The sequence below is a fragment of the Pontibacillus salipaludis genome (genome assembly GCF_014642405.1).
Lineage (GTDB): Bacteria > Bacillota > Bacilli > Bacillales > BH030062 > Pontibacillus > Pontibacillus salipaludis.
This window is the reverse complement of sequence record NZ_BMIN01000004.1, coordinates 26,496-42,778: the sequence shown is the minus strand read 5'-3', so window position 1 is coordinate 42,778 and position 16,283 is coordinate 26,496. Positions and strand designations below refer to the sequence as shown.

Sequence of the window (16,283 nt, the reverse complement as noted above, 5' to 3'; positions counted from 1 at the left end):
CTTCTGAGCTCGTTCTTTTAATGTCTCTCTTAATAGTAGATTCCATACCATTCATTAAATGATATTTAATGTTAAAAGTGTAAGTATTAGGGTGTGTGTATGTATTTTATATAGTAAAATAATCATAGGACACATGAATCGGTTATCATTTGTCCATATTATTGTACATATACTACTTCTAATACAAAGGGAGGGCTTTTATGGAAGGCAAGCCAATGCATTATGATGGAAGTGCACCGGTAAGTGGTGAATTAGTCGAACACGATAAGGTTGAACTAACTGATGAAATGAGAAAGCAAATTTCGGCAAACCCATATACACATTACATGGATGAAACAGAATAATGAGAAGAGAAGAAGACGGAAATCAATTTGATTTTCGTCTTTCTTTTTATGTTTTAAATTTATTACAACGGTTACTGAATAAGTAGTGCCACTTATCTCAAAATATTAATAATCAAAGAAAGGTTGAAGATAACTATTTTATGCAGATACCTTGCGAAAATGAGAAAAAAATATTACAATTAATCTCGAATTAAAGATACTCATTTTCGAAATAAATACTAGGAATGTAGATATAGTATAAACTATGTCTACGAAAAAATCTGAAAGGTGAGATTAGAATTGGCTAAAGTATTATACGTAACCGCTCATCCGCATGATGAAACAACTTCTTTCAGTATGAGTGTAGGCAAGGAATTTATTGACGCATATAAAGAGGCAAACCCTAATGATGAGGTCGTCCATGTTGACCTTTACAAAGAAGATATTCCTCAAATTGATGCAGATATCTTCAGTGGTTGGGGGAAATTACAATCAGGTGATCAATTAAGTGACGCTGAGCAAGCGAAAGTAGATCGCCTAGGCGAACTTAGCGATCAATTTGTTAATGCTGATAAATATGTTTTCGTAAACCCAATGTGGAACTTCTCTTTCCCACCTGTGATGAAGGCATATATTGATTCAGTAGCCGTTGCTGGGAAATCGTTTAAATATACAGAGCAAGGTCCTGTTGGCCTTCTCACAGATAAGAAAGCTTTCCATATTCAAGCGAACGGTGGGGTTTATTCTGAAGGTCCTGCAGCTGGATTGGAAATGGGGCATCGTTACTTAAATGCGATTATGCAATTGTTTGGTGTGCCATCATTCGAAGGATTATTTGTAGAAGGGCATGCAGCCATGCCTGAGAAAGCAGAAGAAATTAAAGCAAATGCGATTGCTAGAGCAAAAGATGCAGCGCAAACGTTCTAATTAAGTATAAAAAAGGAGACGATCTTAGGATCGTCTCCTTTTTTGTATAATCGTCTAGCTTTAGACTAAAGTCTATACGTTGCTAAACGGGCACTTGTGCTTTTGAAACTTACTTGTTCATATATTTGTCTGTTTCCCACTGACTTACTTGTAGGGAATACTCTGTCCATTCTTCTCCTTTTTCTTCAAGGTAAATGCTTGAAGTGTGGTCACCTAAAGCGTTCATAAGAACTTTGTCTTTGCGAAGCGCTGTTAGTGCTTCTTTTAGGTTTGTAGGAAGGGTTGGTACGCTGTCGTCATGTACCTCGTAAAGGTTACGTGTTTCAGCTGCACCTGGATCAACTTTATTGCGAATTCCTTCAAGTCCTGCTTGAATCGTTACCGCTAAAGCAAGGTATGGGTTTGCTGTAGGGTCTGGGTTACGGACTTCAAAGCGAGTTCCTTTACCGCGAGTTGAAGGGACGCGAATCATACAACTACGGTTGGAGTGAGACCAAGCAATGCTTACAGGTGCTTCGTAACCAGGAACTAAACGCTTATAAGAGTTGACGTTCGGGTTCGTAATAGCAGCAATACCAGGAGCGTGTTTTAAGATACCACCCATGAAGTGCTTCATTGTTACTGAAATACCGTCTTCGTCTTTTTCATCACAGAATACGCTCTCGCCATCTTTAAATAGAGAAAGGTGACAGTGCATACCAGAACCGTTTTCTCCAGCAATTGGTTTAGGCATGAACGTAGCGTGATAATCATGGTTTGTTGCTACGTCTTTTACAACGCTTTTGAATGTTTGAATGTTATCTGCAGCGCGTAGCATGTCATCAAAACGGAAGTTGATCTCGTGTTGTCCCATAGCTACTTCGTGGTGAGAAGCTTCCATCTCGAAGCCAAATTTCTTAAGTGTGCGTACGATATCGCGGCGCACTTTATCACCCTTGTCAATTGGAGAAGCATCGAAATAACCACCACGGTCATTCATCTTCTTGATCGGGTAACCTTCGTCATTCAGTTTGAACAAGAAGAACTCTGGTTCTGGACCTACGTTTACGGTATAGCCCATCTCAGCAGCTTCTTCCATTGCTCGTTTTAGGATATAACGTGGATCACCTTCGAAAGGAGTTCCGTCCGTTGTATAAATGTCGCAAATGAAACGTGCAACAGGGTCTTCATCTACTGTTGAAGGTAATACTTTAAACGTGCTTAAGTCTGGATATAGATACATATCACTTTCTTGAATATCAGAGAAACCAGAAATAGAAGAACTGTCGAACATAGCTTCGTTTTCTAGAACACTTTCAAGCTCTTCAATAGGGAGCTCAACGTTTTTTGTGTCTCCAAGCATGTCTGTGAATTCAAGTCGAATAAATTCTACGCCTTTGTCGTGAACTTCTTGCTTAATGGATTCTTTAGTAAAAGTCATTTAATACCCTCGCCTTAATAGTTTGTAGTAGATTACTAGCATTCAAAGTCAGGAATGCTTAACCTTTTATTTATCATGTAAGGAATTCTAACACAAAGTTACATGTTAGGAAAGCTCACATGATGTATTTTTGTTCGTTCATATTAACTGAAGCCTATTGTAGTCGCTCATAATAGTAAAAAAATAGATCTTTTTTACTATTCAGAAATTATCCAGTTATAACATCAATCATAACTGCGATGATTAGGATAGGTGCTACATAACGTATTAAGGAATACCATACATTAAAGATAGCTCTTTTTAAGGTGCTCCCTCTCTTTAATTCTTCGTAGAGTTCAGATTTCTTCATTTTTAACGGAACAAAAATAGAGATTAACAATGCTCCCATAGGCATTAAAATATTGCTGACTGCATAATCGGCTAGATCGAAAATAGTTTTGTCCCATAGTGTTACATCTCCGAGAACACCAAATGATAATGCGGAAGGGGTTCCCACAATAAAGATGGATAGACCTATGATCCAAGCATATTTCTGGCGTAATCTTTCATTCCCTTTTGATAGGACAGACACGATTATCTCTAGCATGGAAAATGCAGAGGTTAAAGCTGCAAATAAGAATAGAAGTAAAAAGGCTGTGAAAAAGCCCATTCCTAAAGGCATTTGGCTGAATACTGTAGGAAGAACGTTAAATAGAAGTACAGGGCCAGAACCTGGCTCAAGACCGAAAGAAAAGACGGCAGGGAAAATGGCCAAACCTGCTAATAAAACGATTAATATGTTAATCCCTACGATTGATGAAGCTGCCTTAGGTAAACTTTGATTTTTAGGGAGATAAGAGCTGTAAGTAACCATTACGGAAACCCCTACGCTTAATGTGAAGAATGATTGTCCCATTGCTTCTAAAACCGTTTGGGATGTTACTTTTGAGAAATCAGGTTGAAGGAGGAAAGCGATTCCTTCTCCTGCACCTTCTAAAGTTAAAGATCTTGCAACTAATATTAAGAATAATACGAATAAAGCAGGCATCATGATACGACTAGCTTTCTCAATTCCCTTTTGAACTCCCCTTGAAACAACAAGTATTGTAATTAAAATAAATAAGAACTGGACGCTGATGCTTAGTAGAGGGTTCGATATCGTTTGACCAAACACTTCTCCATATTGAGCTGAAGAAAGCCCTGACATACCTCCGGTTATAGTCTTTAATAGATAGATAACAATCCATCCGCCAACAACGCTATAAAAAGATAATAGGATAAAAGAAGTGACCATCCCTAATATACCAACGTAGTGCCACTTTGTTCCTTTTGCGATCGTGCGATAAGAGTCGACAGCATTATTTTGCGCTGTACGGCCTATGGAAAACTCTGCTAACAATAATGGTAATCCTAATAAAATCGTAAAAGCGATAAAGGTGATGAAAAAAGCCCCTCCGCCGTTTTGTCCCGCAATATAGGGGAATTTCCAAATAGCTCCAAGTCCTGTTGCGGACCCGGCTGCTGCTAAAATAAATCCAATCTTTGAAGACCATTGTTCTTGCTGACTCATTCTCATCTTCCTCTCAAACGTATAATTCTTGAAACAAAAAAAGTCGCCCCTACAAAATGTAGGGGCGACTTTTATCGCGGTACCACCCTAGTTATGAAACGAGTGTTTCATGACTTTACACGTATAACGGTCGTCACCGTCTTAAAGTTACTTGCGTAAGAAGCTCCAGAAATGAAAATTCACTACTCTTGTTTGTACCGATTTCGCACCATCATCGGTTCTCTGAGGCAGGGACAGGAGAGTTACTTGCTTTCCTTCAAAGCTGTTCGTTGATATGAAGTTAATCAATTTTTATCACGAACAAGGAGGGGTGTCAATAACTAGTTCAGAGTATATTGCGAATGGAAAAATGTTCAGGAGTATTGAATCCTTTTTATGTGTTTAGAATGAGATAAGATGTTAACCCATGTTTGTATAAATGGTCCTAATAAAAAGACGCTAATGGCTGTCCCGGCTCCGATCGGGCCTCCTAATAAAAAGGCGAATAGTGTAATCGTTGCGGCGATGATGGATTGGGATAACCCAATGGATAAACGAAACCTCTCGCTAATGGTTACAAATAATTGATCCACCGGTGAGCGAGGGAGGTTTGTGTAGAGGTATAAACTTATGCCGAAACTTGCGATCGTAAGGGCGCTTATAAAAGTGATGATTCTATAGGCCAGAGGTACGTTGGCAAGGGATACATTGTTAAAGGCAAAGGTTAGCCAGAAATCAAAAAAGACACTTTCAATTATAATAGGTATGAATGCTAACCAAACAGGTTGTCTATTAGATAAGAAAGCGTTTATAAATACGAGCGTAATTTGTGAAAGGGCAAACCACATCCCTGGTGTCAGCCCTATTGAGTGACTAGCTCCTACAAAGAAAGCTGACCAAAATCCGGCTCCGATGGTAGACTTAACTGAAAGGGCAGTTCCTAAGTGGGTAATAAGCATACCTAGTATATATAGGCGTGTGCGTTTAATAATCATAGAATGAACTCCTTTGTATATAGACTGGAGGGAAGTAGTTGAAATTACAAAAGCTTCAATACTTTATAGAAATGGCCAAACAAAAAAGTTTTACGAAAGCGAGTAATAAGCTCCATATATCTCAACCTGCTTTAAGTAAACAGATTAAGTTGTTGGAGGAAGAGATAGGTTTCGCCTTGTTTAGGCGGTCTTCAAAAGGGATTGAATTAACTCACAAGGGGTATGCCTTTTATCAAGACATAGAGCCTTTATTTTTTGCGATTGAACAGAAAGTTTACCAGCATATGAATCATGATGAGATCAGGTTCGGATCCACTCCCATTCTCAGCTCCTATTTCTTGCATGAACACTATGAAAAGATACAGAACTCAAATATCTACATAACAGCTATCCAAGATGATAATCGAGATCTTTTACCCATGATCCAAAGTGGAGAGATTGATGCTGCGATCATTCAGGATATCGCTACAGCAGAAGCTGTATATTCTAGGTTCTTATTTGAAGATAGATTTGTTGCGGCCATTCCTCTAAGTTATTCGTTGGCTTCAAAAGAAAGCGTAACTCTTGAAGAGTGTTTTCAACACCCTCAAATTACGACGCCTAAAGGGACTCCATTTTATAATCGACTTCAAGAAAGAATGGAAGAACAGGGGATGACACCGGATATTTTTGAAACTCATTATCATGCTATGGCGGGTTTCGTGTCTGTTGGTGTGGGGATTGCTTATCTCCCTAAAATGATGAGCAGACATATCGAATACAAAGGGCTAGTCTTTGTCCCTATTAAAGGTGAGCCGTTAAAAAGGGACATGTATCTCCATGCATCTACTAAGCCGGTGCTCGATCTGCTGTATGACCTTCTTCGTCCTTCTTGGTGTTAAGTATAAGAGGGAAGGTAAAAAAGAGGAAATATATATTTTTGACCACTCTATAACTTGTAGTTATATCAGCGCTCGTTTAACCACTTCCAGGGATTATTTGGATCATTTAAAGATTACCCGGGAAATATGTCGATTGGTGGGAAATTGAGTCTGAGGTTATTATCTTGTAAAATGACAGCGTACAAAGTAATGAAGGAATAGGTGTTATTATGAAGTCATATATAGTAGTTGGATCGGGTATTATGGGGGCTTCCACAGCTTATCATTTAGCTAAGCAAGGAGTCCCGGTGACGGTGGTTGATCGACAAGACGAAGGCCAGGCTACAGATGCTGCAGCTGGTATGGTTTGTCCCTGGCTTTCTCAGCGAAGGAACAAAGCTTGGTATCAGCTAGTGAAAAATGGTGCTCGGTATTACCCTGAATTGGTTCGTGAACTTGAAGGAGATGGACAAACCGATACAGGGTATAAGCGTGTAGGTGCACTAAAGCTTCATACGGATGATGCGAAGCTTGATAAAATCGTTACGCTCGCTGAAAAGCGTCGGGAGGATGCACCAGAAATAGGAGAAATTAAAAAATTAACTCGAGAAGAGACGAAAGCAATGTTCCCTCCTATTTCTGAGGAGTATGCAGCTGTTTATGTTAGCGGAGGAGCTCGCGTGGATGGAAGGGCACTTCGTAACGCTTTAATTAATGGTGCGCAAAAACATGGAGCGCATATCTTGTATGGAGATGCGACCCTTTCCTTTGAAGGTACGACTGTAACAGGGGTCAATGTTGATGGTGATTTTTTATCTGGAGAGAAAGTGATTGTGACCGGTGGAGCTTGGTCTAAAGAAATGCTAGAGCCTCTTGGCGTTCAATTTCTAGTTTCTTCTCAAAAAGCTCAGATTGCACATATCTCTATATCAGAAACCAATACAAGCGAGTGGCCTGTTATTATGCCTCCTACAAATAAATATGTTCTTCCTTTTGAGAGAGGGAGGATTGTAATGGGGGCAACTCACGAAGAAAATGAAGACTTTAACAATCATGTCACAGCAGGTGGACTTCATGACATTTTCTCGCAGCTATTACCAATCGCGCCTGGTTTAAAGAACGGAACATTTGTTGAGAGTCGTGTAGGGTTTCGCCCTTATACGCCAGGTTTTCTTCCTGTCATCGGTAATGTTCCTGGATTTGATAACCTTCTTGTTGCCAATGGCCTGGGAGCTTCTGGGCTAACAAGTGGTCCTTATCTTGGTTTTGAATTGGCCAACCTCGCATTAAGCCGTCCATCAGGTATTGATTTAACTCCATATGACGTCACTGGAGCAATTGAATAAAATGTACAATTAGGTGCACAACCCCAAGAATGAGGCGGTTGTGCATCTGTTTGTGGAGAAAGGTGTAGTAAGGAATGCGGTACATCATAGCTGTTTTTATTGGAGCATGCTCGTACGGGGTGTTATCAACCATAGTAAAGCTTGCATATAGAACCGGTGCAGACACATCGCTAGTTACTGTGGGACAATTCCTAATTGGTTGGTCCGTTTTATTCGTCTGTTTTTTCTTTACGAAAAGGAAACAAAAAATCGGACTAAAAGATAAAATCAAACTTATGCTTGCAGGTATACCTACAGGCTTGGTTGGTGTTTTTTATTACCTTTCTTTAGTTACTACAGAAGCTTCGCTAGCCATCATTTTACTTTTTCAGTTTGTTTGGATTGGATTTTTACTTGAATTCTTAATCTATAGGCGGAGTCCTGATAAGGTCACAACCTTTAGTGTGCTCATTTTAATGATTGGAACGATTCTAGCGAGTGGGGTGATAAATGGGGAGGAGGCAGGAGCGAGTTTAATTGGAGTTATATATGGTTTGCTGGCGGCGGTTTCTTTTGCTTTATTTATACTAACCAACGCCACTGTCCTCCCTAAACTGCCTCCTATTCAAAGAAGTTATTATATGGTTACTGGAAGCATGATTGTCGTTGTTGTGATTTTTTCTCCGATTCTTAGTAAAGGCCTAGACCCAACTGTGATCACATCTTTCGGTTATTTTGGAATTTTACTGGGCCTTTTTGGAGTTGTGATCCCTCCCCTCCTCTTTGCTTATGGTATGCCGAAAATTGGATCAGCACTTGGCAGCATCCTTGGTTCTGCTGAGTTACCCGTTGCAGTACTATTATCAATGGTGATTCTTGAGGAGCATGTTACGGTGATTCAATGGTGCGGTGTTGCTATTATCTTTTTGGGGATTGTTTATCCTAATATCCTTGCTAGAAGTGGATAGTGATGCAAATTAGTATGGTCTACTAGTCATTTCCCTTATACTTTAAATTGGGCGTCTTAGCCTAAACGGTAAATAAGGAGAGATTTTTAATGAAGACAAATATGCAAGAGCAATACAATGAATATATTGAAAAATTTAAATCTAATGCTTCACAAGATACTCAAGATAAAATGCAAAGCGCTATTGAAGAACTTGAATCATCTGACCAAGGAAAAGGTTTACGTGTAGGAGAGAAAGCTCCAGCGTTTAGCTTGCCAAATGCTAAAGGAGATTCTGTAGATCTATACCAGCAGCTCCAATCTGGTCCTGCAATTGTTACTTTCTATCGTGGAGGATGGTGCCCATACTGTAATATGGAGCTCCGTGCTTACCAGCAATTAATTGAGGAAATCCACGCTGAAGGGGCTCAACTAATTGCGATTAGCCCTGAAACCCCTGACCACTCTATGACTACTGCAGAAAAAAATGATCTGCAATACCAGGTGTTAAGTGATGAGGGTAATAAAGTGGCCGATGAATTTAATTTAGTTTACCAGCTTCCTGACTATCTTGTAGATGTTTATAAAGAGAAAGGTCTTGAGGTAGATAGGCATAACGGAGATGATAATTGGACGCTTCCGGTCTCAGCCACCTATATTATCCAACAAGACGGAACAATCACTTATGAATATACTAAAGCCGATTACAAAGACCGCGTTGAACCTTCTGAAGTAGTAGAGAAGCTTAAAAGCTTATAAATAAATGACCAGAGCCCAGGGGATGATTCCTCTAGGGCTCTTATTTATAATAGGGCATTTTATGCATACTTTCTGACTGATCGACTTGCTAGTTTAATAGAATTATAGGAAAATTATAGAACATACATAAACGGTGAGGGAGGAGACAATATGAGCAGCTACAGGAAATTTGAAGTAGGTTTTCATTCTTTTATGCTTATTTTTGCTATCGGACTTATTACATCAGCACTTATTAGTGAAGGTGGTCCAGCGCGAGAGCCTTTATATATTATATTAGGAATTGGATTTGTCCTTACTTCCACGTTTCGGCTCTGGAAGCCTAAAAATAGATAGAAATGGGAGCGAATGTGATGAATGACTTATTAAAAGTTAAAGACAAAAATTTTGTTGTAATGGGTGTAGCAAATGAGCGTAGTATTGCGTGGGGAGTTGCAAAGTCACTTTTTGACGCTGGTGCTAATGTTATTTTTACTTATCGAAAAGAACGATCGTATAAAAAACTAGTCAAAATTCTTAGTGATCAGAAGCTAGAAGCAACTCATATTGTGCAGTGTGATATAAATAACGATGAAAGCATTGATCAAGCGTTTCGAAGTATTGGAGAGCAGGTAGGAACCATTCACGGTATTGTTCATTCCATCGCATTTGCTCACTCAGAAGATTTAAAAGGAAATTTCCTTGATACAAGCCGAAGTGGCTATGCGTTTGCTCAAGATACAAGTGCATACTCTATAATTGCTGTTGCAAAAGCGAGTCGACCTTATATGACAGAAGGGGGCTCTATTATTGCAATGAGTTATTTAGGGGCAGAAAGGGTGGTGAAGGGGTATAACGTGATGGGTGTTGCGAAAGCCTCTCTAGAAGCAACTGTGAAATATTTGGCATCAGACTTAGGAGAGTTTAACATTCGAGTAAACGCTGTTTCTGCTGGAGCAATCCGTACCCTTGCTGCTAAAGGTGTGCCATCTTTCAATGACATCTTACATAAGATTGAAGAGGAGTCTCCTCTAAAGAGAAATGTCACCCAAGAAGAAGTGGGCGATATGACCCTTTCCTTGCTGAGTCATTTGTCCAGAGGAGTGACAGGAGAAATTATATATGTGGATTCTGGTTACCACATTATGGGATGAAGCATGAAAAGAGGTTCCTGCAAAAGGAACCTCTTTTTCAATTGGCTCTCTAAAATGTGTCGGTTAAGGTTAACGTTTCTGTTTTACTTTCTATTATGAAGTGGGTTCTGTTGTAGAGTGTTTCGCTTTGTACAATAGAATGATTCCTGTTAAATAACATAAAGCTGTGATGAAGAATAAGGTGCATGTAATGGGCTCAAATAGGGTGAGTAATCCAAAGCCAACTTGTGTGATGGTAGCGATAATGAGGAAGATAAGTGTACGAGAGTGTCGTATGGCTGTCCTGATGTAGTGGACTGCAAGAAAAGTCAATACATTTGTGGTTAAGCTGATTACAAGGAATATAGCCGCAAAAACCATAAACAAAATCGCCATTGTACTAACAAATTGCAAAAATTCATTCGCTCCAGGATCGGGAAACCACTGATATTCATTAGATATGAAGAAAGACGATCCGCCTATAAAAAACGCAAATAAAAACCCGATTACAGTCCAAGCCATAATATACATATTTAGTAGAGCTTGTGCGATTGCCCCGATTAAGACAGCAATAAAAGCAGGATTTTTCATTTTGACTCCCTCCTTAACGATAAACGCTATTATTGAAGGAAGTATATGCTGAAAACACCACTTTACATGCTACTTTTATGAAACGGAATGCAGGTTGAATCGTAATTGTATGAAGAGAAAGGGAGTGGCGATTTGAATTTACAAGGAATTAACCATATGACATTTTCTGTTTCAAATTTAGAAAGGTCTATAGAATTCTATGAACAGGTATTTGGAGCGACACTTTTGGTAGAGGGAGAAAGGACTGCTTATTTCGATCTTAATGGGTTATGGATCGCTCTAAATAAAGAAGAAAATATTCCGCGTAATGAGATAGAAGAATCCTACACACATATAGCGTTCTCGGTGAGAGAAGAAGATTTCCAAGAGGTGGTATCTCATTTGGAGTCATTACATGTCCGGATTTTAAATGGGCGTAAGCGGGACGATCTAGACAAGAAATCCGTTTACTTCACAGACCCTGACGGACATAAATTTGAGTTTCATACTGGTACAAGGGAGGATCGTTTATCTTACTATCGACAAGAAAAAGAGAATATGAGATTCTATACATAGAAAGCGCATTCAATTTGCAGATTGTTTAAAAAGTAAGGATTAAAGTTTGATGGAAAATAAGCTAGATCGTGATAGAATAGTAAAAAAACAAAGTGTAAAAGTACATAAAAGGGAGTTTGCTTATTTATGAAGCGTTGGGTTCGGAAAACCTTTACAATATTAACCGCAATTGTGACGCTAGGATTATATGTACCTCCTACGACACTAGATGCAGATGCAACAGAAAAGAATAAAGCCTTCTCACCGAAAGAAAATATAGAAGAGAAAAAAGCGTCATCGACAAATGCAACTGATTCTGACCACTTTTTAGACCTCCCTGATTTATCGGAGGATGTTCCTCAGTTAGATCCTGAACATTATCTTTCAAATCTTGGAGAGGTCGCTAAAGAACAAACGATGGCTAAACTTGGTCCTCGTATTGTTGAGAAAGTCGATCCAATTTTTATGGATGACATATTAAACAATATTGAAAATGAAGTGAGACATGTCATGGAGAAAGTAGAAGAGGACGAGGTTTCAAATTATGCTATTACATTAGATCCAGCACCTGGCTATGGGGAGAAAATCTTCCATGTTTATAACACTAATACCAATGCTGAACTGGCCCGCTTTGATGTGAGGCGTGACAATCGTCCGGGGGAAGGACATTGGTTTAATTTCCATTATCACGTAAGCGAAGATCAGTTTGAGAAACACTTTGCTATTGCTGACTTGTATTGGGATAAAAATACCCCTCCTAAATGGATGGCCTAACTACAATCTTTAATTATGATTTATAAGAATTGATTCCTTTCTCAACTAAACACCAATTAGGATAGACAAACTATAATAAAGAGCCCAGACGTTAACAACGTCTGGGCTCTTTTTCGAGACTTTATCTTAGAAGGGAGGGTTACTTCCAAAAAGGATTTAGCTTCTTAATCTTTTGCATAAAGTCTTCAAATTGAAACGTGCTATCTTTTGTTTGGTTGTACCATTTACGGCAAGTTTCTAAGACCCAGAGTGGAATAGGCCTTTCTTTAATAAGAGGGTAGTATTCCTCGTATCCTCTTTTTAAAAATTCCCATCTGAAATCATTTCCTTCATGAACATATTCTGATACATCTATTACTTTGGCGCGTCCGTCTTGTAAGAGTATATTTTTTAAATGGATGTCTCTTGGATTTAAACTCTTCTCTTTGACAAACATCCGGGCTTTTTCTACGTCTTCTATTGCTTGATGGGGAATATTCACCCCTCGAAGTAGGCAGTCGTAGAGAGATAACCCTTCTTCAAAGCTGAGGACAATGTAACGATCCCCAGATCCATAAAAGATAGAGAAGTAAGGGGAGGATCCAAGTGTTTTGTATACCCTCTCTTCATTTTCCTTTTTATGAAGTTTGTCCTCGCCATAAACTTTATAAGCGAGATGTGGTTGTTCTTTATGACGGAAAACTGCTGCGTCTGTCCCGACTCCTACGCATTCAAATCTAGGAGGAATTTCTTTTATAGTTACTGGCTCGTTATGAGGGTTAGATATCACTTGTATATAGTCAATACTTGCAGGTACGTGAAGGTGTGGCATGGCGACAACGCCTTTCTTTAAGGTGTTTGGTTAATCTATGATTCTGTTCCTTACAATATTCCCTAATAGTAAGACTTTTAAGGGGGGATTACATGCACTGTTGGAGATGAACAAACAAATAAAACCGCCTATGCTTGTTTGTGCTAACAAGTCATAAGGCGGTTTATACATGTTATTGATTCAATATAATTTCTTCTAGGTCATCTACCATTTCGTTTGCTGCAATGTAGCCACCAGCTGTGTTCCAAATCGCGTCACTTACTTCGTGAACGTTGCCTTCTTGAACGACTCCAAGGTTTTGGAATAATGGATCGTTCATCCACTCTTCTGCTAGCTCTGTAGCAGCACCGTCACCGGTTTCATATGTGAAGTAGAATAAGATATCTCCATCCATAGCAGGAATACGTTCTTTCGTTGCTTTTTCCATAAATTCGTTCACATCTTGAGATTCCGGACGTTCAAAGCCAATCTGTTCTAGAATAACCCCTGAGAAAGAATCTTTCTGATAAATACGAGCGTGGTCAGGGAGGAAGCGAACTACAGAAACTTCTTGATTTAGTTTGTCCCCTGCCTGGTCAGCAAAGTCGTTTAAGCGCTCATTGTATTCTGTTAAGAGTTCTTCCCCTTTATCTTCCATGTTCAACGCTTTAGCGTATGTTTTAAAGTTATCCTGCCATTCTCCTTTAAGGGTTTCCGAGAAGATGGTAGGGGCAACCTCATTTAACTGGTCATAAATTTTTTCTTGGCGTAATTTATTTCCGATAATTAAGTCAGGATCTAAAGAAATGATTTTCTCAATGTTGACTTCTGATTCGGTACCGACTACTTCTACATCTTCCATGCGATCGCTAATATGTTTGTACCATGGATCGCCAGTCCACGATTGAACTGCTCCAACTGGTGTGACGCCAAGAGCTAGGAGCGCTTCTGTTCCTTCGTTCGTTAAGATTACAACTTTTTCAGGTTTCTCTTTAACGGTTGTTTCTCCCATAGCGTGTTCAACTGTGTAAGGTTCGAAGTCACTATTGTCGCCATTATCTTCGTCATTTGAAGATGAGTCTTCTGAAGATGTTCCGCAGGCAGCCAGTAATCCAATCGTCAATAGTAACATAAAACTAAGTATAAAATGCTTTTTGTTCATCGTTATGTCCTCCTAATTGATTATGATTATCATTTACAACTAAATTGATCATAGCCTTATTTTGTAACAGAGTCAAGTATAAATGACAATGATTCTCATAATCGTTGACAGCACCTAAAAGAATCCATACACTTGTAAGTAAGAGTAGTATGTAAGTTACGTTAGGTAGGGGAAGAATATGGTTTTGCAGTCGAATAGAACAAAAGGAATCGGTTTTTTGGTAAGTGTTGTTCTGTTAGTGATATGTATGGGGTTAAGTCTTGTTCTTGGATATACGGACGTTTCGTTCAGCGATGCTTGGAAAGCTTTTACGACACAAGAGCAGAATAACACTTTAATCGTAATTCGTTCATTGCGATTGCCAAGAGTTCTTATTGCAGCATGTGTGGGAGGATCACTGGCTTTAGCTGGTGCTTTACTTCAAGCTTTAACCAGAAACCCACTCGCTTCTCCTCAAATCTTTGGAGTGAATGCAGGTGCTTCATTTTTCGTGGTTATGGCTATTGCTGTCTTTCAATCTCTTCCCCTTGGAATGATGGCTTGGGTATCATTTGCAGGTGCAGCGGTTGCTGCGACTATTGTGTATGCAATAGGTTCAATAGGAAAAGAAGGATTAACGCCTGTGCGCTTAACATTAGCGGGAGCAGCTATTGCGGCATTATTTTCATCATTAACTCAAGGTATTCTTGTATTAAATGAAAAAGCCTTAGATGAAGTGCTCTTTTGGTTAGCTGGAAGTGTGCAAGGAAGAAACCTTGATTATTTGCAACAACTTTCCCCTTACATTCTTGTAGGGTGGATCGGTACATTTTTAATCGGTAAGCATTTAAATATATTAACAATGGGAGAAGATTTGGCAAAAGGTCTAGGGCAAAAGACAGCCTACATAAAGCTGTCAGCTGGAGTACTTACTGTTCTTCTGTCTGGAGGAGCAGTAGCTATTGCAGGACCTATTGGTTTTATTGGAATTGTTGTACCCCACTTTGCTAGATACATTGTCGGTTATGATCATAGATGGATCTTGCCTTATTGCGCCGTATTAGGTGGAATTCTCTTACTGTTAGCTGATATTAGTGCTAGATATATTATTATGCCAGAAGAAGTACCTGTCGGAGTTATGACGGCAATAATCGGTACTCCATTCTTTATTTATATTGCCCGAAAAGGATTGAAATCAACATGAGTAAATATGTGAAGATACGCTCCAAAAAAGATCGAATATCCTTTTTTCTTGAAAAACGGGCTCTGACGTATTTTAGCCTATTTTTAGGATTGTTATGCGTTTTGTTTATCATGTCTGCATCATTAGGGGAAACATTCATCCCTCCAATTGATGCGGTCACGGTATTCTTCGGAGGAGGAACGGATGTACAGAATTTAATCATTGAAACATTGAGACTTCCGCGAATCATTGTGGCTCTGTTTGTCGGGATAGGCCTTGCTTTAAGTGGTGCTATTCTTCAGGGGATGATTCGAAACCCTCTTGCTTCCCCTGATATTATCGGGATATCAGGTGGTGGCGCTGTAGCGGTTGTATTATTCTTAACGCTATTTAGCGATGAGACTGATTCTTTAACAGTTAGTATTCATTGGATGCCAGTTGCGGCATTTATAGGTGCGAGCTTAGTAGGTGTCTTTGTTTATTTATTAGCTTATAAGAATGGTGTCTCGCCGATGAGAATCATATTAATCGGTATCGGACTTTCTGCCCTTACTCAAGCCATAACGAATACGTTAATGATCGTAGGTCCTATTTACCGTGCATCACAAGCCAATGTTTGGTTAACCGGAAGTGTTTATGGAGCAAATTGGGACCAAGTGAAGATCATTGTTCCTTCTATTCTTGTTCTTGTCTTTGTATCCTTGTTACTTTCAAGAAGGATTAACGTACAAGAGCTCGGAGAAGAACTAGCGGCGGGAGTAGGTTCTCACTTGCAACGGGATCGCTTCCTGTTCTTATTAGTAAGTACAGCACTAGCTGGTATTGCGGTTTCTTTCGCTGGAGGAGTTGGCTTTGTTGGTTTAATGGCCCCGCATATAGCGAGAAGACTTGTAGGCTCTTCGTATGGAGCCCTGTTACCCCTTTCAGGTCTTATTGGAGCGATTCTAGTAATAGGGGCTGACCTAATTGGGCGTACACTTTTCTTGCCTAACATTGTTCCTGCTGGTGTGTTTACAGCTACAATTGGAGCGCCCTATTTTATCTTTTTATTATTTTCAAATAAGCGGGCTTAAAAGGA

At 39.4% G+C, this 16,283-nt stretch carries 18 protein-coding genes and 1 other annotated feature; of the genes, 12 read left to right on the top strand and 6 right to left on the bottom strand.

Annotated elements, in window-relative coordinates; translation table 11 throughout:
* The first annotated feature begins 200 nt into the window (after positions 1-200).
* On the top strand, positions 201-344 hold the full coding sequence (locus tag IEW76_RS05890; protein WP_188651828.1) for a hypothetical protein: 144 nt from the start codon (positions 201-203) through the stop codon (positions 342-344).
* A gap of 279 nt (positions 345-623) precedes the next feature.
* Positions 624-1,250: an FMN-dependent NADH-azoreductase gene (locus IEW76_RS05885; RefSeq protein WP_188651826.1), complete on the top strand. Its 627-nt coding sequence runs from the start codon at positions 624-626 to the stop codon at positions 1,248-1,250.
* Between the two features lie 109 nt (positions 1,251-1,359).
* On the opposite strand, the gene glnA is transcribed toward IEW76_RS05885, so the two are convergent.
* The 3 genes from glnA to IEW76_RS05870 all read right to left on the bottom strand — a co-directional run bounded on the left by glnA (position 1,360) and on the right by IEW76_RS05870 (position 5,193).
* A complete protein-coding gene (glnA, locus tag IEW76_RS05880; RefSeq protein ID WP_188651824.1) occupies positions 1,360-2,670 on the bottom strand; it encodes a type I glutamate--ammonia ligase in 1,311 nt (436 codons plus the stop codon).
* Between the two features lie 208 nt (positions 2,671-2,878).
* Entirely contained in the window at positions 2,879-4,219 is a 1,341-nt protein-coding gene (locus IEW76_RS05875) for a sodium-dependent transporter (RefSeq protein ID WP_188651822.1), read from the bottom strand.
* Positions 4,220-4,276: 57 nt separating this feature from the next.
* Positions 4,277-4,488: a binding site (T-box leader), on the bottom strand.
* An 84-nt stretch (positions 4,489-4,572) separates the two neighbouring features.
* Entirely contained in the window at positions 4,573-5,193 is a 621-nt protein-coding gene (locus IEW76_RS05870; RefSeq protein ID WP_188651820.1) for a YczE/YyaS/YitT family protein, read from the bottom strand.
* 38 nt (positions 5,194-5,231) lie between these two features.
* On the opposite strand from IEW76_RS05870, the gene IEW76_RS05865 reads away from it, so the two are divergent.
* The 6 genes from IEW76_RS05865 (at position 5,232) to fabI (ending at position 10,213) form a co-directional block, all read left to right on the top strand.
* Positions 5,232-6,074 (top strand): LysR family transcriptional regulator, encoded by an 843-nt coding sequence (locus IEW76_RS05865; protein ID WP_188651818.1) that lies wholly within the window; start codon positions 5,232-5,234, stop codon positions 6,072-6,074.
* Positions 6,075-6,283: 209 nt separating this feature from the next.
* A complete protein-coding gene (locus tag IEW76_RS05860; protein ID WP_188651816.1) occupies positions 6,284-7,399 on the top strand; it encodes an NAD(P)/FAD-dependent oxidoreductase in 1,116 nt (371 codons plus the stop codon).
* A 74-nt stretch (positions 7,400-7,473) separates the two neighbouring features.
* Complete coding sequence (locus IEW76_RS05855; protein WP_188651815.1) at positions 7,474-8,346, top strand: EamA family transporter; 873 nt, start codon at positions 7,474-7,476, stop codon at positions 8,344-8,346.
* 89 nt (positions 8,347-8,435) lie between these two features.
* Complete coding sequence (locus IEW76_RS05850; RefSeq protein WP_188651813.1) at positions 8,436-9,083, top strand: redoxin domain-containing protein; 648 nt, start codon at positions 8,436-8,438, stop codon at positions 9,081-9,083.
* A 150-nt stretch (positions 9,084-9,233) separates the two neighbouring features.
* Positions 9,234-9,416, top strand: coding sequence for a hypothetical protein (locus IEW76_RS05845; RefSeq protein ID WP_188651810.1), 183 nt, complete (start codon positions 9,234-9,236; stop codon positions 9,414-9,416).
* Between the two features lie 17 nt (positions 9,417-9,433).
* Positions 9,434-10,213: an enoyl-ACP reductase FabI gene (fabI, locus tag IEW76_RS05840; RefSeq protein WP_188651808.1), complete on the top strand. Its 780-nt coding sequence runs from the start codon at positions 9,434-9,436 to the stop codon at positions 10,211-10,213.
* 93 nt (positions 10,214-10,306) lie between these two features.
* On the opposite strand, the gene IEW76_RS05835 is transcribed toward fabI, so the two are convergent.
* Entirely contained in the window at positions 10,307-10,783 is a 477-nt protein-coding gene (locus IEW76_RS05835; RefSeq protein WP_188651806.1) for a hypothetical protein, read from the bottom strand.
* A gap of 132 nt (positions 10,784-10,915) precedes the next feature.
* Here IEW76_RS05835 and fosB point away from each other — a divergent pair, with 132 nt between their 5' ends.
* Together fosB and IEW76_RS05825 are read left to right on the top strand one after the other, a co-directional pair.
* Complete coding sequence (fosB, locus tag IEW76_RS05830) at positions 10,916-11,338, top strand: metallothiol transferase FosB (protein ID WP_188651803.1); 423 nt, start codon at positions 10,916-10,918, stop codon at positions 11,336-11,338.
* Positions 11,339-11,464: 126 nt separating this feature from the next.
* Entirely contained in the window at positions 11,465-12,091 is a 627-nt protein-coding gene (locus tag IEW76_RS05825; protein ID WP_188651801.1) for a YpjP family protein, read from the top strand.
* 139 nt (positions 12,092-12,230) lie between these two features.
* On the opposite strand, the gene IEW76_RS05820 is transcribed toward IEW76_RS05825, so the two are convergent.
* Entirely contained in the window at positions 12,231-12,902 is a 672-nt protein-coding gene (locus IEW76_RS05820) for a serine/threonine protein kinase (protein ID WP_188651799.1), read from the bottom strand.
* A gap of 172 nt (positions 12,903-13,074) precedes the next feature.
* Positions 13,075-14,043, bottom strand: a complete 969-nt coding sequence (locus tag IEW76_RS05815; RefSeq protein ID WP_188651797.1) for an ABC transporter substrate-binding protein — start codon at positions 14,041-14,043, stop codon at positions 13,075-13,077.
* Positions 14,044-14,221: 178 nt separating this feature from the next.
* Between IEW76_RS05815 and IEW76_RS05810 the strand changes: the two genes are divergently transcribed.
* Together IEW76_RS05810 and IEW76_RS05805 are read left to right on the top strand one after the other, a co-directional pair.
* Positions 14,222-15,226 (top strand): FecCD family ABC transporter permease, encoded by a 1,005-nt coding sequence (locus IEW76_RS05810; protein ID WP_036787521.1) that lies wholly within the window; start codon positions 14,222-14,224, stop codon positions 15,224-15,226.
* Entirely contained in the window at positions 15,223-16,278 is a 1,056-nt protein-coding gene (locus IEW76_RS05805) for a FecCD family ABC transporter permease (protein ID WP_188651795.1), read from the top strand. The genes IEW76_RS05810 and IEW76_RS05805 overlap by 4 nt, the downstream gene beginning before the upstream one ends.
* The last annotated feature ends 5 nt before the right edge of the window (positions 16,279-16,283 follow it).

Bases quoted from the DNA above. Each gene is read 5' to 3' on its own strand.
- IEW76_RS05805 (WP_188651795.1), top strand. From the start codon at position 15,223: ATGAGTAAATATGTGAAGATACGCTCCAAAAAAGATCGAATATCCTTT.
- glnA (WP_188651824.1), bottom strand. From the start codon at position 2,670: ATGACTTTTACTAAAGAATCCATTAAGCAAGAAGTTCACGACAAAGGC.
- IEW76_RS05870 (WP_188651820.1), bottom strand. From the start codon at position 5,193: ATGATTATTAAACGCACACGCCTATATATACTAGGTATGCTTATTACC.
- IEW76_RS05855 (WP_188651815.1), top strand. From the start codon at position 7,474: ATGCGGTACATCATAGCTGTTTTTATTGGAGCATGCTCGTACGGGGTG.
- IEW76_RS05875 (WP_188651822.1), bottom strand. From the start codon at position 4,219: ATGAGTCAGCAAGAACAATGGTCTTCAAAGATTGGATTTATTTTAGCA.
- IEW76_RS05825 (WP_188651801.1), top strand. From the start codon at position 11,465: ATGAAGCGTTGGGTTCGGAAAACCTTTACAATATTAACCGCAATTGTG.
- IEW76_RS05820 (WP_188651799.1), bottom strand. From the start codon at position 12,902: ATGCCACACCTTCACGTACCTGCAAGTATTGACTATATACAAGTGATA.
- IEW76_RS05810 (WP_036787521.1), top strand. From the start codon at position 14,222: ATGGTTTTGCAGTCGAATAGAACAAAAGGAATCGGTTTTTTGGTAAGT.
- fabI (WP_188651808.1), top strand. From the start codon at position 9,434: ATGAATGACTTATTAAAAGTTAAAGACAAAAATTTTGTTGTAATGGGT.
- IEW76_RS05815 (WP_188651797.1), bottom strand. From the start codon at position 14,043: ATGAACAAAAAGCATTTTATACTTAGTTTTATGTTACTATTGACGATT.
- IEW76_RS05850 (WP_188651813.1), top strand. From the start codon at position 8,436: ATGAAGACAAATATGCAAGAGCAATACAATGAATATATTGAAAAATTT.
- IEW76_RS05835 (WP_188651806.1), bottom strand. From the start codon at position 10,783: ATGAAAAATCCTGCTTTTATTGCTGTCTTAATCGGGGCAATCGCACAA.
- IEW76_RS05860 (WP_188651816.1), top strand. From the start codon at position 6,284: ATGAAGTCATATATAGTAGTTGGATCGGGTATTATGGGGGCTTCCACA.
- IEW76_RS05845 (WP_188651810.1), top strand. From the start codon at position 9,234: ATGAGCAGCTACAGGAAATTTGAAGTAGGTTTTCATTCTTTTATGCTT.
- IEW76_RS05890 (WP_188651828.1), top strand. From the start codon at position 201: ATGGAAGGCAAGCCAATGCATTATGATGGAAGTGCACCGGTAAGTGGT.